The following is a 25,926-nucleotide window of genomic DNA, read 5'->3' as shown; positions in this document are numbered from 1 at the left end:
GGCGGGCACGGGATGTACCCGGCCCGCGCACCGGGCAGGCTGGTGGCATGCCCGAACTGCCGGAAGTCGAAGCCCTGCGGGAATTCCTGCACGCGCACGCCGTCGGCCGCGTCCTGGTCAGCGCCCGGCCCACCGCCGTGAACGTGCTCAAGACCTACGATCCGCCGCTGACCGCCCTGGAGGGCGGCACGGTCACGGCGGTCGCGCGGCACGGGAAGTTCCTGGACCTCACCGCCGGCGGCCTGCACCTGGTGGTCCACCTGGCCCGCGCCGGCTGGCTGCGCTGGCAGGACGCCCTGCCCGACGCCCCGCCGCGCCCCGGCAAAGGGCCGCTGGCGCTGCGCGTCCGGCTGAGCGCGGACGGACCCGGCCCGGCGCCCGGCTTCGACCTCACCGAGGCCGGCACCCAGAAACGGCTGGCCGTCTACTGCGTGACCGATCCCGCCCAGGTGCCGGGCATCGCCCGGCTCGGCCCCGACCCGCTCGCCGCGGACTTCACCGAGGAGTCCCTCGCCGCACTCCTCAAGGGGGAGCGGCGCCGGATCAAGGGCGTACTGCGGGACCAGAGCGTGCTGGCCGGCATCGGCAACGCCTACTCCGACGAGATCCTGCACGCGGCCCGCATGTCGCCGTTCAAGGCCGCGGCCCGGCTCGGCGAGCAGGACACGGCCCGGCTTCACGCGGCCGTACGGGACACGCTCGCGGAGGCGGTGGAACGGTCCAGAGGGGTGGCCGCGGGGCAGCTCAAGCGGGAGAAGAAGAGCGGGCTGCGGGTGCACGGCCGTACCGGGGAGCCGTGCCCGGTCTGCGGCGACACCGTCCGCGAGGTCTCCTTCAGCGACTCCTCGCTCCAGTACTGCCCCACCTGCCAGACCGGCGGCAAGCTGCTGGCCGACCGCCGGATGTCCCGCCTCCTGAAATAGCGGCGGGGCCGGTTCCGCGCCGCCGGGCCGATCCGTGTACCGGTCCGTGTACGCCAACCGGGGGAACCGCGGGCAGCTCTCCGGGCAGCGGCGGGCGCCCGGTGAACAGGGCGGGGCGGAATCTCCGCGTTCTCCCCGACTTGCCTATATAGCCAGTAAATGTCGAGCGCGCTCCGGTCGGTGTCGTTACTCTGAGGGCGACGGACGACCTGTCTGGGAGATGCCAACACCCTTGGCCCGTCGCGGGAAGCGCCACAAACCATGGCTGACGTCCCGGTTTGTGAAAAGACGCCACCGCGTCGGAAGTGTCCCCTTGATGAAGGAGTGCGTGGTGGCATTGGAAAACGTGCAACGCAAGCAGCCGCGGCCCAAGCGGGGCGAGCGGCCCGGCCGGATCGGAGAAGTCCGCAATCTGGAGGTCTGGGGCCGCTGCGCTCCGGTCAGACTCGCGGGCTGCGACGACGATCCCGCCGAGCCGCACATCTTCCGCGGCATCGACTGACCCGCCCCGCGGGCCGTGGCGGGCCCGCGGACACCGGCCGGCTCCCGCGGGCTCCTCCGGGGCCCGCGGAAGCGGAGGTCACGGCCGCCGGCCCAGCAGGCACAGCAGCCGGGTGAGATCGTCGGCACCGGGCGGCGGTGGCACCGGATCGGCGAACATCGGGGTGCTCGCGAGGTCGTCCGCGTACGGCTCCACCTCGCGCAGCGCGGCGGAGGCAGCCTCCGGCGGCAGCTGTTCGTCGGCTCCGATCGCCCGCGACAGGTCCCAGGCGTGCACCACCGCGTCCATCATCATCTGCGAGCAGTACGCGCCGGCCCCGGAAGGACCGGACGACAGGTGGACCGTGCGGTCCAGCGCGCCGGGCTCGGAGAACGCCGCCACGGCGGCCACCGCCGCCCGGTCCCAGGCCCCGACGGGATCGTCGCCGAGCTGGTCGCCGTCGAACTCGTCGCCCACCTCCTCGATCGTGGCGCCGTCCCGCACCAGGCGCGGCACCCACAGCTGCTCCACGGTCAGATGGCCGACCAGATCGCGTACCGTCCAGGCCTCGCACGGCGTCGGGGCGTCCCACTGGTCGTCACGCACCTGGTGGACCCGGGTGCCGAACAGCGCGATGGCCTCACCGTGGCGGCGCAGGATGTCGCTCTTGTCGCCGGCCCCGCCCGTATCGGGCCGGTTCGTATCCGATTCGTGTTGGCTCATGCTCCCCGAGGATAGGAGCGGGCACCGGTGACCGCCGGACGGCACACGGTGGCGCTCACGACGGGTACCCGGCCGCCGCACCCCCGCCGGGAGCCCTCCGGCACGCCTCCGGCCACTCGTCCCGCCGGGCCCCGGGACCGACCACTGCGCGCTGGCGCGATTGTGTGCTGACGGAGCGTCAGGGCCTTGGCGGGCGAGCGGAACCCCCTGTTCAATGGGCGCGAGCCGCGACTGCACGGGCGCGAACCGCAACTGCCTGGAGGCTGCATGGACGTCGCCGACACGCCCGCCATCCGCTCCGCCGGGGTGGCACGCTCGTACCCGGCGTTCCACGAACGCGCCGCACGCGTCGCCGTCGGCCTGCGCGTGCTGGGTGTCGGGCCCGGCGACCGGATCGCGATCGTGATGCGCAACGAGCCCGCGTACCTGGAGATCACCGCCGGCGCGGCCCGGCTGGGCGCCTCCGCCGTCCCCGTCAACTGGCACTTCCGGCACGACGACCTGCGCCATGTGCTCGGCGACAGCGACAGCAGGGTCGTCTTCGCCCACACCGACCTGCTGCCGGGGGTCGCGGCCGTACTTCCCGCCCGCGCCCGCCTCATCGAGGTCCCGGTGCCCGCCGGCACCGCCGCGGCCTGCGGCTTCCCGCCGCCGCCCGTGACCGGCGACCACCCGCTCCTGGACGCCTGGCTGTCGGACCACGCGCCGCTCACCGAGACCGTCGCCCGCCGGCCACCCACCGTCATCTACAGCTCCGGGACCACCGGCCGCCCCAAGGGGGTGCTGCGCGACCCGGTCGGCGAAGAGCAGTTGGCCGAATCGGTGGCGAAGTTCCTCGCCTACTTCGCGGTACGCCCCGGCGGCCGCACGCTGATCCCCGCGCCGCTCTACCACGCCTCACCCGGCCAGCACGCCGCCCTCGCGCTCGCCGCCGGGCTGGACATCACCCTGATGCCGCGCTTCGACGCCGAGGAGTTCCTGCGGCTGGTCGAGCGCCACCGCATCCAGCAGACACAGATGGTGCCGACCATGTTCGTCCGGCTGCTGCGCCTGCCCAAGGACGTCCGCGAGCGCTACGACCTGTCGTCGCTCACCTCGGTCGTGCACGCCGCCGCGCCCTGCCCGCCGCACATCAAGCACGCCATGATCGACTGGTGGGGACCGGTGCTGCGCGAGTACTACGGCGGCAGCGAGACCGGGGCCGTCACCTGGTGCGACAGCCACGAGTGGCTGGCCCACCCCGGCACGGTCGGCCGGGCCGAGGGCAGCTGCTCGGTGGCGGTGCTGGGCCCCGACGGCACCGAACTGCCCACCGGCCGGACCGGTGAGATCTACCTCAAGCCGGACGACGACTGGCCGCAGTTCACCTACCTCGGCGACCCCGCCAAGCGCGCGGCGATGGAGGCCGGGCGGCTGCCCGGCCACGTCACGATCGGCGACATCGGCCACCTCGACGCCGACGGCTACCTCTACCTCAGCGACCGCCGCAGCGACCTGGCCATCTCCGGCGGCGTCAACATCTACCCGGCGGAGATCGAGGGCTGCCTGCTCGGCCTCGACGGGGTCCGCGACGTGGCCGTGTTCGGCATCCCCGACGAGGAGTACGGCGAGGTGCTCGCCGCACACGTGCAGCCCGAACCGGGCGCCGCGCTCACCGCCGGGGACGTACGGGCGCAGGTCGCGGACCATCTCGCCTCGTACAAGGTGCCCGAAGTGGTGGTCTTCGAGGAGAGCCTGCCGCGCGACGAGTCGGGCAAGCTGTTCAAGCGCAGGCTGCGCGACCCCTACTGGGCCGGCCGCGACCGCGCCATCTGACCGGCGCGCGACCGCCCCGCGGCAGCCGCCTCACACCCCGCCACGCCGCATCAACTGCCGTACGATCACATCCCGCTGGATCTCGTTCGTCCCCTCGCCGACGATCATCAGCGGCGCGTCGCGGAAGTACCGCTCGACGTCGAACTCGGTGGAATAGCCGTACCCGCCGTGCACCCGCACCGCGTCCAGGGCGATGCGCATCGCGGTCTCCGACGCGAACAGCTTCGCCATGCCCGCCTCCAGGTCGGCCCGCTGCCCGCTGTCGTACGTACGCGCCGCGTGCAGGACGAGCTGGCGCGCCGCCGTCAGCGAAGTCGCCATGTCGGCCAGCTGGTTGCCGACGGACTGGTGCTGCCAGATCGGCTTGCCGAAGCTCTCCCGCTGCCGCGCGTAGCGGACGGCGTCCTCGAAGGCGGCGCGGCCGACCCCCACCGCCCGCGCGGCCACCTGGATACGGCCGATCTCCAGCCCCCGCATCATCTGGCCGAAACCCTGCCCCTCCCGGCCGCCGAGCAGCGCGTCACCGGGCACCCGGAAGCCGTCGAAGGCAAGCTCACAGCTCTCCACGCCCTTGTAACCCAGCTTGGGCAGATCGCGGGAGACGGTCATGCCGGGGCCGTGCCCGGCGAGCAGTACGGACATGCCGCGGTGCGCGGGCTCGGCCGCGGGGTCGGTCTTGACCAGCAGCGCGATCAGCCCGGCGCGGCGGGCGTTGGTGATCCAGGTCTTGGCGCCGTCGACGACGTACGAGCCGTCGGCGGCCCGGCGCGCGGTGGTGCGCAGCGCCTGGAGGTCGGAACCGCCGCCCGGCTCGGTGAGCGCCATGGCGGCCCGCACCTCCCCGGTGGCCAGCTTCGGCAGCCACCGCGCACGCTGCTCGGGAGTGCCGTACCGGACCAGCAGGGAGCACACGACGGAGTGGCCGCCCATGGTGCCCGCCAGGCTCATCCAGCCGCGCGCCAGCTCCTCGGTGACCAGCGCGAAGCAGGAGGCGGAGACGGCGGCGCCGCCGTACGGCTCCGGCACCGCGAGCCCGAAGACACCGAGCTGCTTCATGCGCTCGACCAGTTCCGCCGGATACCGGTCGCGGTGCTCCAGCTCCCGCGCCACGGGCCGGACGTCACGGTCCACGAAGTCACGGACGACGGTGACGACGGCGCGTTCCTCGGCGGACAGCGGGTCGTATCCGGCCATGGGGCGGCCTCCTCAGGCGGGGACGTGGCTGGGCGGGACGTCCGCGGGGCCGGCCGGCTCGGGGCCGGTGAGGTGGGCCTGCGCGGCCCTGCGGAACGCCGCCACGAGCGGGCGGCGGTCGTCGTCGCGGGTCGCCACCACGACGTGGCTCGGCTCGACACCGCGCAGGGGGACCGCGGTGACATCCGCGCGCAGGCGCGTCGAGTGGACGCCGGCGGAGACGGCCACGGCCTGTCCGCCCGCGACGAGTTCGAACTTGTCCTCCAGCTCCTCGACGACCGGCCCGTCGGGCACCCGGCTCCCGTCAGGGCGTGGCTCGATGCGCCAGAAGGCGCTGAACTCCGGATAGGGCTGCCGCAACCGGGGGAGGGGCTCGCCGGCGATGTCGTCGAGGGTGAGGGACTCCCTGCCGGCCAGCCGGTGGCCGAGCGGCACCAGCAGCACCCGGGGCTCCTCGTACAGGACCGTCACCCGCAACCGGTCGGCCGGGAACGGCAGCCGGGTCACCAGCGCGTCCACCCGGTGGTCGAGCAGTGCCGTGCGCGCTTCCCGGCAGCGCAGGTGGAGGGTGCGCACCTCGGCGTCCGGGTACTGGTGGCGCAGTACGCGTACGGCCGGGGTGACCCAGGCGCTCATGGAGTACCCGATGGTGATCCGGGCCGGCTCGGCGGCGGCCCTGGCACTGGCCGCGGCCTGCGCGGCGGCGCGCAGCAGCGCCTCGGCGCGGGGCAGGAAGTCCTCCCCGGCCCCGGTGAGCCGGCTGCCCTGCGGGGTGCGGTCCAGCAGGCGGACGCCCAACTGCTGTTCGAGGCGGCGGACCTGGCGGCTCAGGGACGGCTGGGTGATGCGGAGCGCCTCGGCGGCGCGGCCGAAGTTCCGGTGCTCGGCGACGGCCGTGAAGTACCGCACCAGCCGTAAGTCGAGGTCCGGCGTGGAAGCTGAGTCGGGCATACGTGAACGGTAGCGCGCACGCCCGGGAAACCGCCCGGAATCCCCTCCGGCCTCGGGTGATGCCCGATCCGTATACCCCTATGCGCAACAGGCCTTGGACCCCGGCCGCGTTCCCCTCGGACGATGGAGCCACCGGCCCCGGCAGCCCTCCCCAACGCGCCGCGGGGCCGGACAGCCCGTCGTTCACCCAGGGAGCACCCATGCGCGTTTTCGTCACCGGAGCAACCGGATTCATCGGCTCCGCAGTCGTCCCGGAACTTCTCGCAGCCGGGCACGAGGTGGTCGGCCTGGCCCGCTCCGGCACGGCCGCCGCGGCGCTGAAGGCCGCGGGGGCCGAGGTGCACCGCGGGTCCCTTGACGACCCCGGCAGCCTGCGTGCCGGTGCCGCGGCGGCGGACGGCGTCATCCACCTCGCCTTCCACCACGACTTCTCGGAACTCGCCCGCGCGGCCGAGCTGGACCTGCGCGCCGTCGAGGCGTTCGGTGCCGCACTGGAGGGCACCGGCAAGCCGCTGGTGATCACCGGGGGGACGCTGGCGCTCGCGGGCGCCACCCCGGGCCGCCCGGCGACCGAGGAGACCGCGCCCGACCCCGGGGCGAAGCTGCTCCGGACCGCCTCGGAAAGGGCGGCGACGTCGCTGGCCGGGCGCGGGGTACGCGCATCGGTCGTACGGCTGGCCCCTTCCGTACACGGCGAGGGCGACCACGGCTTCGTCCCGCTGCTGATCGGCGCCGCCCGCGACAAGGGCGTATCGGCCTACGCGGGCGACGGCTCCAACCGCTGGCCCGCCGTCCACCGGCTCGACGCGGCCCGCCTGTTCCGGCTGGCACTGGAAGCCGCCCCGGCCGGCTCGATCCTGCACGGGACCGGCGAGGAAGGCATCCCCTTCCGCGACATCGCCGAGACCATCGGCCGGCAACTGGGCCTGCCCACCGCCCCCCTCGCCCCCGAGCACACGGCAGACCACTTCGGCTTCCTCGCCGCCTTCGCCGCGCTCGACAACCCGGTATCGAGCACCCTGACCCGAAAGCAACTGGGATGGCACCCCGAGGAAAAGGGCCTCATCGCGGATCTCGAAGCGGGGCACTACTTCGGCGGGTGAACGTCAGCCCTGCGCCGTAGGGCGGACGACGATGTCGCCCACGTCGACGCCGTCCGGCTGTCCGATGGCGAAGGCGATGGCGCGGGCCACTGCCTCCGGCGGGAGGGCGATGTCGTTCATCTCGGCGATGCGGGCCTTCATGGCGGGGGCCATGCGTTCGGCGAAGTCGGTGCGGACGACGCCGGGGGAGACGACGGTGACGCGCAGGCTGTCGCCGGCCTCCTGGCGCAGGCCTTCGGAGAGGGTGCGTACGGCGTTCTTCGTCGCGGCGTACACCGACTGGGCCGGGACGATGCGCAGCCCGGCGGTGGAGACGACGTTGACGAAGTGGCCGCGGCCCTGCTCCCGGAAGACGGGCAGGGCGGCGGCGATGCCGTACAGCACGCCTTTGAAGTTGACGTCGATCATCTCTTCCCAGTCCTCGACGCACAGGTCGTCCAGGGGGGAGATCAGGCCGACCCCGGCGTTGGCGACGAGGACGTCGAGCCGGCCGTACCGGTCGCGCGCGAGCCCGACGAGTCCGGCGAGGTCGGCGCGCCGGGTCACGTCCGTGCGGATCCAGGCGGCTTCGCCGCCGGCCTCCTCGATGCGGGCGGCCAGTGCTTCCAGGCGTTCCCGCCTGCGTCCACCGAGCACGACTTTCGCACCGCGCCCGGCGAGCAGGAGCGCGGTCGCCGCGCCGATGCCGCTGCCGGCGCCCGTGATCGCGACGACCTTGCCTTCGGTTTCCGGCATGCCGGTGGCCTTCCTTGTGCGGGAGGGAGGAGGGCAGGACGACGCATGCCCTACGGTGGAAGCGGAGGCGCCGCCACTTCGCTCACATTAAGTGGCGGCGCCTCCACTTGGCAACCGGTGTCGAGAAGAGAGAGCCGCTGATGGCACGGGAAACGGGGCGTCCGCTGAGGGCCGACGCGCAACGCAACCGGGACAAGATCCTGGTCGCGGCGGTGCGGGTGTTCACCGAGGAAGGGCTGGACGCGCACTTCGAGCGCGTCGCCAAGGAGGCCGGCGTGGGAACCGGCACCCTCTACCGCAACTTCCCGACCCGGGAGGCCCTGATCGAGGCGGCCTACCGCAACGAAGTGGCCCGGCTGTGCGACGCTGCCCCCGGCCTCCTGGCGGCCATGCCGCCACGGGAGGCCCTCCGCGCGTGGACGCGCCGCTTCATCGACTACGCCACCGCCAAACTCGGCATGGCCGACGCGCTGCGCGCCGTCGTCGCCTCGGGGGCCGACCCCTACGCCGAGAGCCGAGCGATGATCCAGGCCGCGCTCTCCTCCCTCATGGAGGCCGGCGTCGCCGACGGCTCGGTCCGGCCCGACGTGGGCCCGGCCGACATGTTCGCCGCCCTCGCCGGCATCGCCCTCACCTCGGCCGGGCCCGAGCAGCGCGAACAGGCCGAACGCCTCCTCGACCTGACCCTGGACGGGTTGCGGCCGCTGCCGTGACGTGCCCTCACTGCTCCGGGCCCAGGCGGAAGTTCGCGAAGAACCAGACCAGGCCGCCTACGCTCAGGAGCAGCGAGGCCAGGCACGCGCCGGTGAGGGCGCCTTTTCCGGTGCTTCGGCTTCCCGTGCTTCGGCGGCGGGATGCCGCGGCTCCGGCGCCCAGGACCGCGCCGGCCGTGGGGGCGCCGAGGATGGCCAGCGTCAGCTGGGCGAGCAGGACGTTGGCGTCGTGGTTGCGCACCCAGTCGGATCCGGACGGGTGCATGACGGGGTCCAGCGCCAGGGTCCAGGCCCAGATCCAGGGCGAGAGGAAGAGCAGGACGAGTGAGAGTGCCGCGATCACGCCGGGCCAGGCGGGTGTTTCCTTGCGTTCCATGACGTCAGCGTTCGCGAGCTGACGGTGGGTGGATATCCGTATTCGTACTCATTGAGAGCGCCCCGCGAGGTGTCACCGAGCGGGGCGCTCGTGCGCACTCAGGCCGGCGGCTTGGACAGGACGGCCTTGCGGTGGCTGAACGTCTCGATGGAGTACCGGCCGTGGTAGCGGCCCATGCCGCTCTCGCCGACGCCGCCGAACGGCAGGTCGGACACGGTCAGGTGGGCGACCGGCAGGCCGAAGCCGAGGCCGCCGGAGGAGGTCTCCTCGGTCAGCCGCCGCCGGGTCTGCGCGGAGTCCGTGAAGGCGTACAGTGCCAGCGGCTTGTCCCGGTCGTTGACGAAGTCGATCGCCGCGTCCAGGCCGGCCACCTCGACGATGGGCAGGATCGGGCCGAAGATCTCCTCCCGCATCACGGGGGCGTCGGGCGAGACGCCGCCGAGCACGGTCGGCGCGATGTACTTGCGGTCCCGGTCGTGCGTGCCGCCCGCCACCGTGCGGCCCGAGCCGAGCAGCCCGGTGAGCCGGTCGAAGTGCCGTTCGTTGACGATGCGGCTGTAGTTCGGCGCGGCGGCCGGGTCGTCGCCGTAGAGGGCGGTGACGGCGCGGGCGAGGGCGGGCTCCAGGCGGGCGGCCGTCTCCGGGTCGGTCAGGACGTAGTCCGGTGCCACGCAGGTCTGGCCGGCGTTGAGGAACTTGCCCGCCACCAGCCGGGCGGCGACCGCGTCGGCGTCCGTGCCGCGGTCCACGAAGGCGGGCGACTTGCCGCCCAGCTCCAGGGTGACCGGGGTCAGGTGCTCGGCCGCCGCGCGCATCACGATGCGGCCGACGGTGCCGTTGCCCGTGTAGAAGATGTGGTCGAAGCGCTGCTCCAGCAGGGCCGTCGTCTCCGGTACGGCGCCCTCCATCACCGCGACCGCGTCCGGGTCCAGGAAGCGGGGCAGGTAGCGGGCGACGGCGGCGGAGGTGGCGGGCGCCATCTCGCTGGGCTTGGCGACCACGCAGTTGCCGGACGCCAGCGCGCCCACGATGGGGGCGAGCAGCAGTTGCAGCGGGTAGTTCCAGGGCGCGATGACCAGCACGACACCCAGCGGGTCGTACACCGTCCAGGCCTCGGCGTCGCTCAGGTGGGGCGGCACCGGCGCCGGCTCGGGCCGCAGCCAGTCCGCCAGGTGGTCGAGGGTGTGGTCGATCTCGCGCAGCGTGAAGTCGATCTCGGTGCGGTACGCCTCGGCCTCGCCCTTGCCGAGGTCCTCGTGCAGGGCCGCGGCGAAGTCCTTGCCGTGCTCGGTGAGCAGGGCGCGCAGTCGCTGCAACTGGTCGGTGCGCCAGTCCAAGGGCGCGGTGCGGCCGGTGCGGAAGGTGGCGCGCAGCCGCGCGACCACGGCGTCCGGCTGCTCGGGGGTGCTGCTGGTCATGGTGTCTCCGATGGGTACGGGCGGGGCTGGGCGGGGGCGGGTGCGGAAGGGGCGGGTCCGGCCGTCGTCCTGGAAGCACTGCTTGACCTTGTCAAGCAGTGCTTCCATGTAAATGCCAACAATTGCTGAAGTCAAGTAAGTCGCTATGCTGGAGTCCGTGTCCGACACCACACAGCCCACCCCCGGCGACCTCGTGGAGCCGTTCGCCCGCACGGTCCGCGGCTACTACGACGACCTCGCCGCCGCCGCGCTGCGCCACGGCCTGAGCACCGCGCAGGCCCGTGCGCTGATCGCCCTGGAGGAGCCGCTCTCGATGAGCGCCCTCGCCGGTCACCTGGTCTGCGACGCCTCGAACGCGACCCGGCTCATCGCCCGTATGCGGGAGCGCGGGCTCGTACGGCGGGAGGCGGCCCCACGGGACCGCCGCAGCAAGGTGGTCACCGCCACCGAGGAGGGCCGGGCGCTCGCCCGCCGGGTGCGCGCCGACATGCACGCCGTGCACGGCGCGCTCGAAGCGCTCACGCCCGAGGAACGCGTTGCCTTGCTGCCGCTCTTGGAGCGACTGGGCACCCTTCTGGGGCGCTGAGGCCCGGCCGTCGCCTTTGGGCCGCCCCGACGGGGTACGACCCGTCGTGATCCCGCTAAAGTCGGATGAATACCCGCTGGTGGACGGGCCTGGGCGGGCTGTGCGGGGCTGCGCGCCCCAGGGGAGGACGTAGATCCGCATGAGTCGCCGCTCCAACGGATTGGTGGCCGTCTGGGCCGAGGCGCAGCGTCAGCAGCAACGCCGGCAGGAGGCCCAGCGCAGGGCCGGTGAACAGGCCCGCCGTGACCAGGAGCGGCAGCAGCGCGACACCGAGCGCGCCATGGCCCGTATGCAGCGGGAGCGGCAGACCGCGTACAAGCAGCAGCGGGAGGCCGAGGCCCGCCGGCTCACCGAGGAGCTGGACGCCCGCATGGCCGAGCTGTCCGGACTGCTGGCCGCCGGGTGCCGGGCCCCCGCGTTCACCGCCGCCGCGCTGCTGCGCCCCGAACACGTCGAGCCGTTCGCGCCGGGCCGGTTGGCCGTGCCCATACCGATGCCCGACCCGAACGCCTACCAGTCGCAGACCACCGGCTGGCACGTCGGCGGGGCCCGCCGCGCGCAGGCGCAGGAAGAGGCGCGCGTCCGCTACGAGCGGGACTGGCACGCCGCGCAGGCCGCGGAGGCGCAGCGCCTGCACCAACTGGGGGAGTACCGGCGGCAGTACGACCAGTGGGCCGCCGGGCAGCTGGCGGAGATCAGGGGCCACAACGCCGCCGTCGAGGAGCTGGTGGCGGGGCTGCGCGACGGCGATCCCGAGGCGGCGGTGGAGTACTTCTCCGCCGCGCTGTACGCGGCCACCGGCTGGCCCGAGGGTTTCCCGCGCAGCGTCCGCGCCGCCTACGATCCGGCGGCCCGTCAGCTCGTACTGGACTGGGAACTGCCCGGGTACGGCGTCGTGCCCGCGGCCAAGTCCGTGCGCTACATGCCCTCGGCCGACCAGGAGAGGGAGACCGCGCGGCCGGTGGCCCAGCGGCGGGCGGCCTACCGCGACGTGCTGGCCCAGTCGGTGCTGCTGGTGCTGCGCGACCTGTTCGCGGCGGACGCGTACGGCACGCTCGACTCGGTGGCGCTGAACGGTTTCGTGGACGACGTGGACCCGGTCACCGGCCGCCCCGCGCAGCTGTGCCTGGCCACCGTCGCGGCGCCCAGGGCCGCCTTCGAGCAGCTGCACCTGGCGCAGGTCAGCGCGGTGGACTGCCTGACCGACGGGCTGCGCGGGCAGCTGTCCGCGCAGCCCGACCAGCGGACCGCCGTCCGTCCGGTGCGGCAGCCGGGGGAGGTCGGCAGCGGCGTGGTGACCCACGGCGGCGAGGGCGACCCCGACCTGTTCGCCATGGACCCGATCGCCTTCGAGGGGCTGGTCGCCGAGCTGTTCCGCGCGATGGGCATGCAGGCCTTGACGACGCAGCGGTCCGGGGACGGCGGTGTCGACGTGGACGCGCTCGACCCGGACCCGATCCGCGGCGGCAAGATCATCGTGCAGGTGAAGCGCTACCGCAACACCGTGCCGCCGACCGCCGTGCGCGACCTGTTCGGCACCGTCCAGTCCGAGGGCGCCAACAAGGGCGTGCTGGTGACCACCTCGCGGTTCGGCCCCGGCGCGCACGCCTTCGCCAACGGCAAACCGCTCACGCTCGTCAGCGGGCCCGAGCTGGTCGACCTGCTGGCCCGCCACGGGCTGCGCGGACGGCTGGGGCCGGCCGCGGCGCCGGACCGGTGGCAGGCACCCGCCGAGGACGAAGAAGCCGCACGGGTCCCGCAGGCGCCGGAGGAGGCCGCCGCCACGGGCAGCATCCTTGGCATGAACTGGTCCGGCAGCGTCGCCCTGGACGTCTGCGCGCTCGTCTGCCAGGGCAACCGCGTCCTGAGCGACGACCACTTCGTCTTCTACAACAACCCGCGCACCCCCGACGGCACGGTACGCATGCTGTCCGGCTTCGCCCCCGACCGGGCCGCCATACAGGTGGACTTCGAGGCGCTGCCCGCCGCCGCGGACCGGTTCGTGCTCGTCGCGGCCATCGACCCGCAGGCCGACCCCGACGCCGACCTGTCCGGCTTCACGGACGCGAGCATCCGCCTCGTGGACGAAACCGGCGCGGAGCTGGGCCAGTTGGAGGTCTCGGACGGGCGCGGCGGCGAGACGGCGCTGGTGCTCGGCTCCTTCCGCCGGCGCGCCAACGGCGACTGGGACTTCGTCATCGGCGGCAAGGGGTACGTGGGCGGCCTGGAGGCGCTGGTGCAGGAGTACGGAATCGAGGTCGCCTGAGCGCCGGGGCGCGCCCTGCCGCCCTCAGCTCTGCCACAGCCGCCTGAGCACCGCGTTCACCGCTTCCGGGCGTTCGCGGTGCGGGTAGTGCCCGGTGCCGTCGACGCGCACGTGCCGGGCGCCGATCGTCTCCGCCACGCTCTCGCCGCACACGGCCGACGGCGCGGTGTCCGGGTCCGCCCGCCGGCCCGGGCACGGGCCGCCGTGCGCCCCGTTGACCACGACCTTGGGCCACTCGGCCAGCGCCAGCTGCCCCAGCGAGGGGCGCGCGGCGTCCAGCGCGGCCGGTTCGATCAGCGTCAACGAGCGTACGGCGTCGGGCTGTTCGGCCGCGGCGAGCATGGCCACCGCGCCGCCCGTGGCGTGGCCCACCAGGTGGGCGCCCGGGTGCAGGAGCCGGCCGACGGCCTCGGCGTCGGCCGCGTAGTCGTCCCGCCCGGGGCCCGGGCCGCCGCCGGCGCTCCGCCGGCCGACCACTTCGAGGCGGAACAGGTCCGCCAGCGGCTGCTGCGCGGCGAAGCTGTCCGTTCCGCACCCCGGTGCGCCGTGCACCAGCACCGCCCGCGGCGCGCCCGGCAGCGCCTCGTCCCAGACGGTCACATGCAACGGCGGAACCGGCCCGGCCGGCCGCGTCGGTGGATTCGGCTCGCTCTTCATGCCGGGTCACCCTAAGGGCCTTCGCGGCGTGATGTCGCCGGGAGCCTCCGGGGTGCGGCTGTCACGCGCTCACAGTCCCGCCAGCGCGGCCAGTTCCGCCGCGACCTCCAACTCCTCGGCGCCGTCCCGGACTTCGCCGTGGTCGGCACACCACAGGGCGTTCTCCACGGTGCGGGCCGCCGCCCACGCGAGCAGGCGCGCCGGGTCCTCGTCCAGGGCTTCGGCCACCAGTGTGGAGCGTTCGCGCAGGACCGGGCGCGGGTCGTCGTACTCGAAGGGGTCGTCGATCTGCTCCAGCAGCGGCCAGGGGTCGTAGCCGGGGTCGCCGACCATGGGCTTGGGGTCGATGGCGAGCCACGGGCGGCGTCGCGCGGAGAGCACGTTGCCGGGGTTGAAGTCGCCGTGCACGACGACCTCGCGGCCGGCGGTGGCCGGCAGTTCGCGCAGCAGGCGGGTGCCGAGCCGGACGAGTCCGGGGTCGTATCCGGGCCGCAGCCGGTGCATGCGTTCCTCGACGGTATCGGCCCATTCGGCGCACACGTCGGCGACCCGCTCCAGCGCGCCGTCGGGCGGTGCGGGCGCGGCCCACAGTTCCCGCAGCAGCTCGGCGGCCCGCAGCAGGCGCTCGGCCGGCTCCGACGGGTCGTCGCCCAGCTCCCCGCCGGGGTCGCACCGTTCGATCAGCAGCGCGTTGTGTTCCCGGTCCTGCCGCAGCAGGCGTACGGCTCCGCGTCCGTCCCAGGCGTACAGCGCGCGGGCCTCGCCGGCGGCCTCGCGGTGCGGCCAGGTCACCTTGAGCACGGCCTCGGTTCCGTCGGTGAGGCCCACAGGCGCGACCCACGAGCAGCTGCCGCCGTGCAGCGGCGTGGCGAGCCGCAGGTCCCACTGCTCCTGGACGGCCCGGACGGTGGCGGGCAGCCGGTCCAGCCACGCGCGCCCGGAGGCGGTGCGCCCCACGGTCGAGTACACCGGCAGGCCGGTCGGGAAGAGGTCGTCGCGCAGCGGTGCACCGGTCATGCGGGGGAGGGTAACCGCGCCGCGGGCCGTAGCTCGAACTGATTACTCGTGCGAACCGGTGTCCCGCCGGTCGGAGGACGGGACGGGACCAGCGGTGTCGCCGGTGCGTTAATCGGTTTATTGGGCCTTTTGTGCTGTTATGCGTGAGGCATGAGCTTGCACCGACCGTACGGCGCCGCCGCGCTCCTCCTCGCGCTGGCCGTGGGCTGCGGGGCCCAGCAGGGCGCCGGGCGGCCCGCGGGAACGGCGCCGGGGCCCGGCGGCGGTGACCCGGCCTCGGCGACCGGTACCGCCGCGCACCGGCACTCCGGGCACCGTGCCTCCTCGGGGTTCACCCTCGTCGCCTCCGGCGACGTGATCGCCTCGTACCCCTCCGTGCTGGAGACGGCACGGCAGGACGCCGGCGGCGACGGCTACGCCTACGGGCCCATCCTGGCCGGGGTGAAGTCCGTGATCGCGGGCGCCGACCTGGCGATCTGCCACCTGGAAACGCCGTTCGGGCCCGAAGGCGGGCCGTTCACCGGCTATCCGGCCTTCAAGGCGCCGCCCCAGGTGGCCGACGCGCTCAAGGAGACCGGCTACGACTCCTGCTCCACGGCCTCCAACCACACCCTCGACGACGGCGCCGAGGGCGTCCGGCGGACCCTCGACACGATGGACCGGGCCGGGATCAAGCACGTCGGCTCGGCCAGGGACGCCGCCGAGGCGGCCAGGCCCGCGCTGCTCAAGGCGCCCGGCGGGGCGCGGGTGGCCCAGCTCTCGTACACGTACGGGACCAACGGCGTCCCGCTGCCGCAGGGCAAGCCGTGGTCGGTCAACCTCATCGACGCCGAGAAGATCGTCGCGGACGCGCGGGCCGCCCGCCGGGCCGGCGCCGACGTGGTCGTGGTCAGCCCGCACTGGGGGACCGAGTACCAGACCGAGCCCGACGAGCAGCAGCTCAAGGTCGCCAAGGCGCTCACCGGGGCGCGGACCGGCGGGCGGCCCGACGTCGACCTCGTCGTCGGTACCCACGCGCACACCCCGCAGCCGTACGAGAAGCTCGGCGGCACCTGGGTCGTCTACGGCATGGGCGACCAGATCGCCGGGATCATGGAGAGTCCGCGCGGCAACTGGGGCACCATCGCCCGCTTCCGCTTCGAACCGCCCGCGGGGGAAGGGCAGCGCTGGCGGGTCACCAAGGCCGAGTACGTCCCGCAGCTGTCCGCGCACGGGCCGCCGCTGCGGATGGTCAACCTCGCCGCCGCCGAGGGCTTCCCCGACGTGCGCGAGGGCATCCGCGAGGCCGTGCTGAGCAGGGGTGCGGCGGGCGCCGGGCTGACGATGGGCAGGTGAGGGGCGGTCGGCGGGCCGCGATGTGAAACCCTGAGGGCGGACGACACGAGGACGACACAAGACGGTGCGGGACGCGGAAGGGGCGTAACGGCGGTGGGTGAGAGTGCGGCCGTACGGTCCCGCAATCCGCGCGGGCAGGGCGAGCGCCTGCGCGAGGAGCTGCTGCGCGCCACCGAACGCCTCCTCGAAGAGGTCGGCAGCGAGGACGCCCTGTCGCTGCGCGCGGTGGCCCGCGCGGCGGGCGTCGCGGCCCCCAGCATCTACCGGCACTTCGCCGACAAGACCGAGCTGGTGTGGGCGGCGCTGGAGGTCAGCTTCGAGCGGCTGACGGCGGCGATGGCCGGGGCGGCGGCCGCCGCGGGCACCGAAGACCCGCTGGAACTGCTCCGCGCCCAGCTGCGGGCGTACTGCCGGTACGCCGTCGACCACCCCGCCAAGTACCGCCTGCTGTACGAGACCCGGCAGACGCCGGTCGAACCCGAGCGGCTGGCGGGGCACCCGGCGGGACGCCTGGTGCGGGGCCTGCACGACGGGCTGAGCGCCTGTGAGGCCGCCGGGTGGCGGGTGCGCGGTTCCCGCGAGGAAGCGCCGTACGTGCTGTGGTCCTCGGTGCACGGCCGGGTGATGCTGTGGCAGGTCATGCCGAGCCGCAAGGACACCGGGCGGCTGTACCGCTTCGTGGACGAGATCCTGGGGCTCCTCATGGAGCGGGACAAGTAGCTTCAATCGGCTTCAATCCGGGCGCTCCGGGAGCGCTCCGGCCTTATCCGGCACCCGAGTTCAGCGCGGGGCCGTTCACCGGGCAGCACCCCACCCCCGTCGTCGTGCCCGTGCATTACGCATGTAAGTTTACGGGCGTTAGGCGAACGTCCGACTCATGGCGCACGCCCCTGCCCGCGTGCTCGCAAGGAGCGACATGACCACTTCCCCCGCATCCGCCCCGCCCGTCGCGCCGGCGCCGCTGCCCGTGCAGCCGCCGCAGGGCTGCCCGTTCGACCCGCCCGCCGAGTTCGGGCGGCTGCGCACCGAGGCGCCGCTGTCGAAGATCTCGCTGCCGGACGGCTCCGAAGCCTGGCTGGCCACCCGCTACGCCGACATCCGCGCGATCCTGGGCGACACCCGCTTCAGCTCCGACACCACCCGCCCCGGCTACCCGCTCAGCGGCATGACCGGCGGCGCCACCACGGAGCACCGCGGCTTCATCCGCATGGACCCGCCGGAGCACACCCGGCTGCGCCGCATGGTCACCCGCGAGTTCATGGTCAAGCGCGTCGAGGCGATGCGCCCGGAGATCCAGCGGCTCACCGACGAGCTGTGCGACGCCATGGAGAAGCGCGCGGGCCAGGACGTGGACCTCGTCGAGGCGCTGGCGCTGCCGGTGCCCTCGCTCGTCATCAGCCTGCTGCTCGGCGTCCCGTACGACGACCACGACGTGTTCCAGCGGCTCACCGGCACCCTGCTGTCCCGCACCGTCGGCGACGAGGAGCGGGAGACCGCGCGCGGCGAACTCCGCGCCTACCTGCACCAGCTGGTGAGCGCCAAGGAGGCGGCGCCCGGCGACGACATCCTCGGCCGCCTGATCACCGAGCAGCAGGTGCCGGGCGAGATCACCCACGACGACGTCGTGGCGTTCGCCGCCCTGCTGCTCATCGCGGGCCACGAGACCACCGCCAACATGATCGGGCTGAGCGCGCTGACCCTGATGCGCGACCAGGAGACCGCGGACCGGCTGCGCGCCGAGCCCGGCCTGATCCGCGGCGCCGTCGAGGAGCTGCTGCGCTTCCACAGCATCATCCGCAACGGCCCGCGCCGCGCCGCCACCGAGGACATCGAGATCGGCGGGCAGCTGATCAGGGCCGGCGAGGGCGTGGTGGTGGCCGTACCGTCCGCCAACCGCGACCCGGAGGTCTTCGAGGACCCCGACGCGCTCGACGTGTGCCGCCCCAACGCCCAGCACCACGTCGCCTTCGGCTACGGCATCCACCAGTGCCTCGGCCAGGCCCTGGCCCGCGTCGAGCTCCAGGTCGTCATCGGCACCCTGCTGCGCCGCTTCCCCGGCCTGCGGCCCGCGGTCCCCGTCGACGAGATCCCGTTCCGTACGGACATGGCGATCTACGGCTGCCACGCCCTGCCCGTCACCTGGTGACACCCCTCTCCCGCCCGCCCCACCTTCCTCCTCAGGAGTCTTGCGCCATGAACATCACCCTCGACGCCGACAAGTGCTGCGCCGCCGGCCAGTGCGTGCTGATCGCCCCCGACGTCTTCGACCAGCGTGACGAGGACGGCGTGGTCGTCCTCCTGGACGCCGCGCCGCCCGCCGACCAGCACGACATGGTCCGCGAGGCCGCCGCCATCTGCCCGGCCGCCGTCATCCAGGTACACGAGTGAGCCCCCGCCGCATCGCCGTCGTGGGCGCCTCGGCGGCGGGCCTCGCCGCCGCCGAGGCCCTGCGCCGCTTCGGCTGGACCGGCACCCTGACCCTGGTCGGCGACGAGCCGCACCCGCCGTACGACCGGCCGCCGCTGTCCAAGCAGCTCCTCCAGGGCGCCTGGGAGCCCGGCAAGCTGCACCTGCGCGCCGCCGACCAGCTCGACGCCCTCGGTCTCGACCTGCGGCTCGGCACCCGGGCGGCCGCGCTGGACACCGCGACCCGCACCCTGACGCTGGCCGGGGGAGAACGGCTGGCCTGCGACGGCGTGATCGTCGCGACGGGCGTCGCGGCCCGCACCCTCCCGGAGGCGGCCGGACTCGACGGGGTGCACACCCTGCGCACCCTGGAGGACGCACTCGCGCTCAAGGCCCGGCTGTCCGGCACCGGCCGGCGGCTCGTGGTCGTCGGCAACGGCGTACTGGGCTGCGAGGCGGCGGCCGTGGCCCGCGAGCTGGGGCACGAGGTCACGCTCGTCGGGCGCGAGCCGCTGCCGATGGCCCGCACGGTCGGCGCGGAGATCGGCGAACTGCTGGCCGCCGAGCACCGGGCGCGCGGCGTACGGCTGCGCACCGCGGCCGTCGGCGGGTTCGAGGCGGACGGGGACGGGCCCGTGCGGCACGTGACCGCCGTACGGCTGGCCGACGGCACCCGGCTGCCCGCCGACACCGTCCTCGTCGCCATCGGCTCGGAACCGGCCGTCGGCTGGCTGCGCGGCGACCCGGCCCTGGACACCACCGACGGGCTGCGCTGCGACGCGTACTGCGCCGCCGCGCCCGGCGTCTACGCCGCCGGCGACGTGGCCCGCTGGCAGCACCCGGTACACGGCCGCGAGCTGCGCGTCGAGCACCGCATGAACGCCACCGAGCAGGGCATGGCCGCCGCCCGCAACCTCCTCGCCGAGCTGGCGGAGACCCTGCCGGACGGCGGGAACGGCGCGCTGGCACCCGCCGCCGGGCGGGAGCGCCGCCCCTTCACGCCCGTGCCGTACTTCTGGTCGGACCAGTACGCCCTGAAGATCCAGGCGTACGGCGTGCTCACCGGCGCCGACCGGACCGCGGCCACGGTCGTCGACCGGGAGGCCCGCAAGGCGGTCGCCCTGTACGGGCACGGCGGGCAGGCCACCGGCGTCCTGGCGATCGGGCTGCCGCCCCGCCAGGTACGGGGCCTGCGGGCACTGATCGCCACGCCCGCCCCCTGGGACGAGGCGTGCGAGGGCGTACGGGCCGCCGTCGCCTGACCCGACCCGGCCGCGGGCCCGCCCCGCCCCGACCGAAGGGGCGGGCCCGCGTGCCGCACACGGGCGTGACCGATCATGGAAGGCATGACCGACTCGTACGTACGGGTGCGCGGCGCCCGTGAGCACAACCTCCGCACCGTCGACGTGGACATCCCGCGGGACACCCTCGCCGTGTTCACCGGCGTGTCCGGCAGCGGCAAGTCCTCGCTCGCCTTCGGCACCGTCTACGCCGAGGCCCAGCGCCGCTACTTCGAGTCGGTGGCCCCCTACGCCCGCCGCCTGATCCACCAGGTCGGCGCGCCGAAGGTCGAGGAGATCACCGGGCTGCCGCCCGCCGTCGCCCTGGAACAGCGGCGCTCGGCCCCCACCTCCCGGTCCTCCGTCGGCACCGTCACCACCCTGTCCAACACCCTGCGCATGCTCTTCTCGCGCGCCGGCACCTACCCGGACGACGCGCCGGAACGGCTGGACTCCGACGCCTTCTCGCCGAACACCGCGGCCGGCGCCTGCCCGGAGTGCCACGGCCTGGGCCGCGTCCACCGGGTCACCGAGGAGTCGCTCGTACCGGACCCGTCGCGGTCCGTCCGGGACGGCGCCATCGCCGCCTGGCCCGGCGCCTGGCAGGGCAAGAACCTGCGGGACGTGCTGGCCGCGCTCGGATACGACATCGACAAGCCCTGGCGCGACCTGCCCGCCGCCGACCGGGACTGGATCCTGTTCACCGACGAGCAGCCCGTCGTCACCGTGCACCCCGTACGGGAAGCGGGCCGCATCCACCGGCCGTACCAGGGCCAGTACCAGAGCGCCAAGCGCTACGTCCTGCACACCTTCGCCGACTCCAAGAGCGAGACGCTGCGCAAACGCGTCCAGCGGTACCTGGTCTCCGCGCCCTGCCCCGGCTGCGGCGGGCGGCGGCTGCGGCCGGAGGCGCTGGCCGTCACCTTCGCCGGCCACGACATCGCGGAGCTGTCGGGCCTGCCGCTGAGCGGCCTGGCGGAGCTGCTGCGCCCGACGGCCGGGGCCGCGGACGACGGGGTGGCGCCCGCCCTGGCCAGGGACCTCGTCGCCCGGATCGACGTGCTCAGCGAGCTGGGCCTCGGCTACCTCGCCATGGACCGCGCGGCCCCCACCCTGTCCGCCGGCGAACTCCAGCGGCTGCGGCTGGCCACCCAGCTCCGCTCCGGCCTCTTCGGCGTCGTCTACGTCCTGGACGAGCCCTCGGCGGGCCTCCACCCGGCGGACACCGAGGCGCTGCTCACCGTCCTCGGGCGCCTGAAAGAGGCGGGCAACTCGCTGTTCGTCGTGGAGCACGACATGGACGTGGTGCGGCGCGCCGACTGGATCGTGGACATCGGGCCGAAGGCGGGCGAGCGCGGCGGGCGGGTCCTGCACAGCGGCCCGGTCGCCGGCCTGGCGCAGGTCACCGAGTCCGCCACCCGGCGCTTCCTGTTCGAGGACGAGCCGCCGGCCACGCGCCCGCCCCGCGAGCCCACCGGGCGGCTGTCCCTGCACGGCGTCACCCTGCACAACCTGCACTCGGTGGACGCCACCTTCCCGCTCGGCGTCTTCACGGCCGTCACCGGCGTGTCCGGGTCCGGCAAGTCCACGCTGGTCACCCGGGTCCTCGCGGACGCCGTCGCGGATCACCTGGGCGCCGGGCCGGAGGAGGACGAGGAGGGCGCCGCGCGGGCGCGGCTCGCCGGGGCCGAGGGCCTGGAGGCGATCGACCGCCTCGTGCGCGTCGACCAGAAGCCCATCGGCCGCACTCCGCGCTCCAACCTCGCCACCTACACCGGGCTCTTCGACGCCGTACGCAAGGTCTACGCCGCCACCGACGAGGCACGCGCCCGCGGCTACACGGCGGGCCGCTTCTCTTTCAACGTCGCGAGCGGGCGCTGCGAGACCTGCCAGGGCGAGGGCTTCGTCGCCGTCGAGCTGCTCTTCCTGCCCGGTACGTACGCGCCCTGCACCGCCTGCCACGGCGCCCGCTACAACCCGGAGACCCTGGAGATCACCTACCGCGGCCGCACCGTCGCCGACGTGCTCGGCATGACGGTGGACGCCGCGGCGGACTTCCTCGCCGACGTGCCGGCCGCGGCGCGCAGCCTGCGCACCCTCCAGGAGGTCGGCCTCGGCTACCTGCGGCTGGGGCAGCCCGCGACCGAGCTGTCCGGCGGCGAGGCCCAGCGCATCAAGCTGGCCACGGAACTCCAGCGCGCCCACCGTGGCCACACTCTCTACCTGCTGGACGAGCCCACCACCGGACTGCACCCGGCCGACACCGAGGTCCTGCTGCGGCAGCTGCACGGGCTGGTGGACGCGGGCAACACCGTCGTGGTGGTCGAACACGACATGGGCGTGGTGGCGGGCGCCGACCACGTCGTCGACCTGGGGCCCGGCGGCGGCTCGGCGGGCGGGCGCATCGTGGCCGCCGGTACCCCGGCCGAGGTGGCGGCGGTGGCGGAGAGCCGCACGGCGGCCTACCTGGCGCGCCGGGGCGTGGTGACGGTCGGTTAATGTACCCACGTCAACTCAGCGAGACAGCGATTCAAGGGGGCACACCCGTGGCAGACATCGAGGCGGCCAAGGCGGCGTTCAACCGGTTCGACGCGGACGGCGACGGGCTGGTCACCGCGGACGAGTACAAGCGCGCGATGGCGGAGATGGGGGACCCCTACGTCACCGGCCCGGTCGCCGAGGCCGTCATCGCGGCCAAGGACGGGAACGCGGACGGCAAGCTCTCCTTCGAGGAGTTCTGGAAGTCGCTGCAGGGCTGACGCCCCGGGCGCATGCCGCCCGCACGACGCCGCGGACGCGGCCGGCCACCGAGGCCGGTCGCGTTTTTGTTTCCCGGAATCCTATCGGGTTCATAGACTCCTCCGATCAATCCCCTTTCCGCAGTGACCGGCGCCACTGCTTTCCGGAGTTCTGCGGTAAAGCGTGACGCGGAGCACAAGGTTCTCGCCGGTGCGGCGAGAAAGCGGCGCCAGGGGCCATTTCAAGCGGTTTTTGGGAAGTGCCTCGTCCGCCGCCGATTGTGACGCGCGGCACGGGACTTCCGTCCTTTACGGCCCTGTTTAGTAAAGGGCCGCTGCCGCCCGGTGGCCACGGGGCCCGGACTGACCGGGCGAGCAGCGAACTTGCTACGTAGCCGGGCCGTAGTCGATACCCGCAAAGTCTCTATTGCTTTCCGATTTGGGCGTCGCTAATCATTGCTGAGGCGCCGGGTTGGAGCGTCGCGTAAATGCCTTCGGGGCGGACGCGGACAAAGCCACTCGGTTCATGTGCCGCCAGTGGCTTCCTGCTCGAACATCCTGCCAATGGCTGCCGCCCGCCCATTTCAGTGATTGGAAGAGGATTTCCCGCATGCCGATGCCCACTCTGCTCCGTTCCGTCCGCGTGACCAAGACCCACAAGCTCTCCGTCGCCGTGCTGGCCGCCGCCGGTGCCACCGCGGCGCTGACGGTCCCCGCCGCGACCGGCGACGCGCACGCCGCCGCGTCGTCCGCCGTGCAGCCGGTCTCCGCGAACGGCCAGCCGGTGGGTGCCAAGACCAAGGCCGCCGACCCGAAGGCCGGCAACGGCGCCGAGAAGGACGTTCAGCAGGCCGCGAACCTCGCCGACACGGTGAAGGTCACGGCCGTGGCCGCCCAGGGCCACACCGCCAAGGAGGCCGCCAGCCGTGCCGCCGACCGCAAGCCGGTCGAGGCCTCCAAGCCGCACTACGCGAACAACCTGGACGGCTGGATCAAGGAATCGCTGGCCATCATGAAGGAGAAGGGCATCCCCGGCAGCTACGAGGGCCTGCACCGCAACATCATGCGCGAGTCCAGCGGCAACCCGAACGTCGTGAACGACTGGGACATCAACGCCAAGAACGGCATCCCGTCCAAGGGTCTGCTCCAGGTCATCCAGCCCACCTTCGACGCGTACCACGTCGAGGGCACGGCCAACGACCTGACCGACCCGGTCGCCAACATCACGGCAGCGGCCAACTACGCCGCCCACCGCTACGGCTCCATGGACAACGTCAACTCCGCGTACTGAGCCCGCGCACCAAAACGCCGGAGCGCCCCGGGACCACGGTCCCGGGGCGCTCCGGCGTGTGCGGCAGCGGTCACCGCCGCCCTTCGCGGTCCTCCAGGCCGTCGATCTCCCGCTCCGCCTTCGCCAGCTCGGAGCGCCGGTAGGAGTAGGCGAAGTAGAAGACCAGGCCGATCAGGAACCACACCGCGAAGCGCACCCAGGTCTGCCACTCCAGGAACGTGATCAGCCAGAGCGAGAAGACCACCCCGATCGCGGGCACCACCGGCATGCCGGGGGTGCGGAACGTGCGCGGCAGATCGGGCCGCTTGTAGCGCAGCACGATCACCGAGACGCACACCACCACGAACGCCAGCAGGATGCCGATGTTGGTCAGCTCGGCGGCCTCGCCGATCGGCAGGAAGCCCGCGATGGCGGCCGAGGCGACGCCCACGATCCACGTCACCCGGGTCGGCACGTGCCGCTTCGGATGGGTCTTGGCGAACCACTTCGGCAGCAGGCCGTCCCTGCTCATGCTGAACCAGACACGGGTCACGCCCAGCATGAACGTGAACATGACCGTGAGGATGCCGATGATCGCGCCCACCGCGATCACATCGGCCAGGCCGCTCAGCCCCACCGACTTGAACGCCGAGGAGAAGCCGCTCTCCGGGTCGATGTCCGTGTAGTTCTGCATGCCGGTCAGCACCAGGCAGGCCAGCACGTACAGCACCATCGAGATCGCCAGCGAGTAGAGGATCGCCTTCGGCATGTGGCGCTGGGCGTCCTTGGACTCCTCCGCCGCGGTGCTCATCGCGTCGTACCCGAACACCGCGAAGAAGACCGTGGCCGCGCCCGTGAAGGCGCCGCTGACGCCGAAGGGGAAGAACGGCGTGTAGTTCCCGGTCTTGACGTGGAAGAAGCCCACGCCGATGACCAGCAGCACGACCAGGACCTTCAGCCCCACCACGATCGTCTCGAAGCGCGCGGCGTTCTTGATGCCCAGGGTCAGCAGGTAGGCGATCAGCAGGCACAGCACCGCCGCGAACAGGTCCACCCGGTGCCCCTCGCCGGTACCGGGCGCCCCCAGCATCCAGGCGGGCAGCTCCACCCCCGTCTCGCCCAGCAGGAAGCTGAAGTAGCCGGAGATGCCGATCGCGACCACCGCCACGATCGCGGTGTACTCCAGCAGCAGGTCCCAGCCGATGAACCAGCCCGCCAGCTCGCCGAGCACCGCATAGCCGTACGTGTACGCCGAGCCCGCCTTCGGGATGAGCCCGGCGAACTCGGCGTAGGAGAAGGCCGCCGCCGCGCTGGCCACGCCCGCTACGAGGAACGACAGCAGGACGGCCGGGCCCGCCTTGCCGTTGGCCACCGTCCCGGCGAGCGTGAAGATGCCCGCTCCGATGATGCCGCCGACGCCGATGGCCGTCAGCTGCCACAGCCCCAGCACCCGGTTGAGCTGTTCGCCCGAGCCGCCCTCCGTCTCCTGGATGAGTTCGATCGGTTTACGACGCCATACTCCCTGCCCCGCGCGCATCGCCACACCATTCCCTCTCCGTCGTCGGCCGACGGCCGGTCATCATGGCCCTTCGGGGGCGGCAGGGGAAGGCGACTCCCTGGCCTACCCGAGTGGAACCGGTGATTCCGGGCACCCGGGGCGTGAGCACCGACACCGGCAGGACCGAGGAGCTGACATGTCGAATCACACGTACCGGGTGACAGAGATCGTGGGGACGTCCCCGGAGGGCGTGGACGCCGCGATCCGCAACGGCGTCAAGCGGGCGGCGCAGACGCTGCGGGGCCTTGACTGGTTCGAGGTCACGCAGGTGCGCGGCCACATCGTCGACGGCGAGATCGAGCACTACCAGGTCGGGCTGAAGGTCGGCTTCCGGCTGGAGGACGGCGAGGGCTGAACAGCCCCGCGCGGGCCGGGGCGCGC

Annotated in this window: 25 protein-coding genes; 16 read left to right on the top strand and 9 right to left on the bottom strand. The window is 73.4% G+C overall.

Annotated features, from left to right (window positions below; all coding sequences use genetic code 11):
* The first annotated feature begins 47 nt into the window (after window positions 1-47).
* Together ACH4K4_RS01775 and ACH4K4_RS01770 are read left to right on the top strand one after the other, a co-directional pair.
* Window positions 48-923 carry an Fpg/Nei family DNA glycosylase gene (locus ACH4K4_RS01775; protein ID WP_398164031.1) on the top strand — a complete coding sequence of 292 codons (876 nt, stop codon included), beginning with the start codon at window positions 48-50 and terminating at the stop codon, window positions 921-923.
* A gap of 331 nt (window positions 924-1,254) precedes the next feature.
* Window positions 1,255-1,425: a hypothetical protein gene (locus tag ACH4K4_RS01770; RefSeq protein WP_360130595.1), complete on the top strand. Its 171-nt coding sequence runs from the start codon at window positions 1,255-1,257 to the stop codon at window positions 1,423-1,425.
* A 78-nt stretch (window positions 1,426-1,503) separates the two neighbouring features.
* Here the strand turns inward: ACH4K4_RS01770 and ACH4K4_RS01765 are convergent, their stop codons facing one another.
* Window positions 1,504-2,127 (bottom strand): TIGR03086 family metal-binding protein, encoded by a 624-nt coding sequence (locus ACH4K4_RS01765; RefSeq protein WP_398164029.1) that lies wholly within the window; start codon window positions 2,125-2,127, stop codon window positions 1,504-1,506.
* Window positions 2,128-2,394: 267 nt separating this feature from the next.
* Here ACH4K4_RS01765 and ACH4K4_RS01760 point away from each other — a divergent pair, with 267 nt between their 5' ends.
* Window positions 2,395-3,942, top strand: coding sequence for an AMP-binding protein (locus ACH4K4_RS01760; protein ID WP_398164027.1), 1,548 nt, complete (start codon window positions 2,395-2,397; stop codon window positions 3,940-3,942).
* Window positions 3,943-3,972: 30 nt separating this feature from the next.
* Here the strand turns inward: ACH4K4_RS01760 and ACH4K4_RS01755 are convergent, their stop codons facing one another.
* The gene (locus tag ACH4K4_RS01755) at window positions 3,973-5,136 is read right to left on the bottom strand and encodes an acyl-CoA dehydrogenase family protein (protein ID WP_398164026.1); all 1,164 of its coding nucleotides are present in this window, start codon (window positions 5,134-5,136) and stop codon (window positions 3,973-3,975) included.
* Window positions 5,137-5,148: 12 nt separating this feature from the next.
* The gene (locus tag ACH4K4_RS01750) at window positions 5,149-6,087 is read right to left on the bottom strand and encodes a LysR family transcriptional regulator (protein WP_398164025.1); all 939 of its coding nucleotides are present in this window, start codon (window positions 6,085-6,087) and stop codon (window positions 5,149-5,151) included.
* 200 nt (window positions 6,088-6,287) lie between these two features.
* Between ACH4K4_RS01750 and ACH4K4_RS01745 the strand changes: the two genes are divergently transcribed.
* The gene (locus tag ACH4K4_RS01745; RefSeq protein ID WP_398164024.1) at window positions 6,288-7,190 is read left to right on the top strand and encodes an SDR family oxidoreductase; all 903 of its coding nucleotides are present in this window, start codon (window positions 6,288-6,290) and stop codon (window positions 7,188-7,190) included.
* Window positions 7,191-7,193: 3 nt separating this feature from the next.
* On the opposite strand, the gene ACH4K4_RS01740 is transcribed toward ACH4K4_RS01745, so the two are convergent.
* Complete coding sequence (locus ACH4K4_RS01740) at window positions 7,194-7,925, bottom strand: SDR family oxidoreductase (protein ID WP_398164022.1); 732 nt, start codon at window positions 7,923-7,925, stop codon at window positions 7,194-7,196.
* A 140-nt stretch (window positions 7,926-8,065) separates the two neighbouring features.
* Here ACH4K4_RS01740 and ACH4K4_RS01735 point away from each other — a divergent pair, with 140 nt between their 5' ends.
* A complete protein-coding gene (locus ACH4K4_RS01735; RefSeq protein WP_398164021.1) occupies window positions 8,066-8,638 on the top strand; it encodes a TetR/AcrR family transcriptional regulator in 573 nt (190 codons plus the stop codon).
* Window positions 8,639-8,645: 7 nt separating this feature from the next.
* Here ACH4K4_RS01735 and ACH4K4_RS01730 read toward each other — a convergent pair whose 3' ends face one another.
* Window positions 8,646-9,014: a hypothetical protein gene (locus tag ACH4K4_RS01730; protein ID WP_398164019.1), complete on the bottom strand. Its 369-nt coding sequence runs from the start codon at window positions 9,012-9,014 to the stop codon at window positions 8,646-8,648.
* A 98-nt stretch (window positions 9,015-9,112) separates the two neighbouring features.
* Window positions 9,113-10,432, bottom strand: coding sequence for an aldehyde dehydrogenase family protein (locus tag ACH4K4_RS01725; protein WP_398164506.1), 1,320 nt, complete (start codon window positions 10,430-10,432; stop codon window positions 9,113-9,115).
* 157 nt (window positions 10,433-10,589) lie between these two features.
* On the opposite strand from ACH4K4_RS01725, the gene ACH4K4_RS01720 reads away from it, so the two are divergent.
* Window positions 10,590-11,018: a MarR family winged helix-turn-helix transcriptional regulator gene (locus ACH4K4_RS01720; RefSeq protein ID WP_398164017.1), complete on the top strand. Its 429-nt coding sequence runs from the start codon at window positions 10,590-10,592 to the stop codon at window positions 11,016-11,018.
* Window positions 11,019-11,157: 139 nt separating this feature from the next.
* Window positions 11,158-13,284, top strand: coding sequence for a restriction endonuclease (locus ACH4K4_RS01715; RefSeq protein ID WP_398164016.1), 2,127 nt, complete (start codon window positions 11,158-11,160; stop codon window positions 13,282-13,284).
* Between the two features lie 24 nt (window positions 13,285-13,308).
* Here ACH4K4_RS01715 and ACH4K4_RS01710 read toward each other — a convergent pair whose 3' ends face one another.
* Window positions 13,309-13,941, bottom strand: a complete 633-nt coding sequence (locus ACH4K4_RS01710; RefSeq protein WP_398164015.1) for an alpha/beta fold hydrolase — start codon at window positions 13,939-13,941, stop codon at window positions 13,309-13,311.
* 69 nt (window positions 13,942-14,010) lie between these two features.
* Complete coding sequence (locus ACH4K4_RS01705) at window positions 14,011-14,958, bottom strand: aminoglycoside phosphotransferase family protein (protein WP_398164014.1); 948 nt, start codon at window positions 14,956-14,958, stop codon at window positions 14,011-14,013.
* Between the two features lie 150 nt (window positions 14,959-15,108).
* On the opposite strand from ACH4K4_RS01705, the gene ACH4K4_RS01700 reads away from it, so the two are divergent.
* The 8 genes from ACH4K4_RS01700 to ACH4K4_RS01665 all read left to right on the top strand — a co-directional run bounded on the left by ACH4K4_RS01700 (window position 15,109) and on the right by ACH4K4_RS01665 (window position 24,008).
* The gene (locus ACH4K4_RS01700; protein ID WP_398164012.1) at window positions 15,109-16,293 is read left to right on the top strand and encodes a CapA family protein; all 1,185 of its coding nucleotides are present in this window, start codon (window positions 15,109-15,111) and stop codon (window positions 16,291-16,293) included.
* A 93-nt stretch (window positions 16,294-16,386) separates the two neighbouring features.
* Window positions 16,387-17,013: a TetR/AcrR family transcriptional regulator gene (locus tag ACH4K4_RS01695; RefSeq protein ID WP_398164011.1), complete on the top strand. Its 627-nt coding sequence runs from the start codon at window positions 16,387-16,389 to the stop codon at window positions 17,011-17,013.
* 196 nt (window positions 17,014-17,209) lie between these two features.
* On the top strand, window positions 17,210-18,439 hold the full coding sequence (locus tag ACH4K4_RS01690) for a cytochrome P450 (protein ID WP_398164009.1): 1,230 nt from the start codon (window positions 17,210-17,212) through the stop codon (window positions 18,437-18,439).
* 47 nt (window positions 18,440-18,486) lie between these two features.
* Window positions 18,487-18,681, top strand: a complete 195-nt coding sequence (locus ACH4K4_RS01685) for a ferredoxin (protein ID WP_030022493.1) — start codon at window positions 18,487-18,489, stop codon at window positions 18,679-18,681.
* Window positions 18,678-19,961: an NAD(P)/FAD-dependent oxidoreductase gene (locus tag ACH4K4_RS01680; protein WP_398164007.1), complete on the top strand. Its 1,284-nt coding sequence runs from the start codon at window positions 18,678-18,680 to the stop codon at window positions 19,959-19,961. The genes ACH4K4_RS01685 and ACH4K4_RS01680 overlap by 4 nt, the downstream gene beginning before the upstream one ends.
* 84 nt (window positions 19,962-20,045) lie before the next feature.
* Window positions 20,046-22,478, top strand: coding sequence for an excinuclease ABC subunit UvrA (gene uvrA, locus ACH4K4_RS01675; RefSeq protein ID WP_398164006.1), 2,433 nt, complete (start codon window positions 20,046-20,048; stop codon window positions 22,476-22,478).
* 47 nt (window positions 22,479-22,525) lie between these two features.
* Entirely contained in the window at window positions 22,526-22,738 is a 213-nt protein-coding gene (locus ACH4K4_RS01670) for an EF-hand domain-containing protein (RefSeq protein ID WP_398164004.1), read from the top strand.
* A gap of 589 nt (window positions 22,739-23,327) precedes the next feature.
* A complete protein-coding gene (locus tag ACH4K4_RS01665) occupies window positions 23,328-24,008 on the top strand; it encodes a transglycosylase SLT domain-containing protein (protein ID WP_398164002.1) in 681 nt (226 codons plus the stop codon).
* A gap of 70 nt (window positions 24,009-24,078) precedes the next feature.
* Here ACH4K4_RS01665 and ACH4K4_RS01660 read toward each other — a convergent pair whose 3' ends face one another.
* Complete coding sequence (locus tag ACH4K4_RS01660; RefSeq protein ID WP_398164001.1) at window positions 24,079-25,524, bottom strand: amino acid permease; 1,446 nt, start codon at window positions 25,522-25,524, stop codon at window positions 24,079-24,081.
* A gap of 157 nt (window positions 25,525-25,681) precedes the next feature.
* Between ACH4K4_RS01660 and ACH4K4_RS01655 the strand changes: the two genes are divergently transcribed.
* Window positions 25,682-25,900 (top strand): dodecin, encoded by a 219-nt coding sequence (locus tag ACH4K4_RS01655; protein ID WP_398164000.1) that lies wholly within the window; start codon window positions 25,682-25,684, stop codon window positions 25,898-25,900.
* Window positions 25,901-25,926: the final 26 nt, after the last annotated feature.

It is taken from the genome of Streptomyces sp. NPDC017529, assembly GCF_044329785.1.
GTDB lineage: Bacteria > Actinomycetota > Actinomycetes > Streptomycetales > Streptomycetaceae > Streptomyces.
This window is presented reverse-complemented; position numbering and strand designations above follow the sequence as displayed.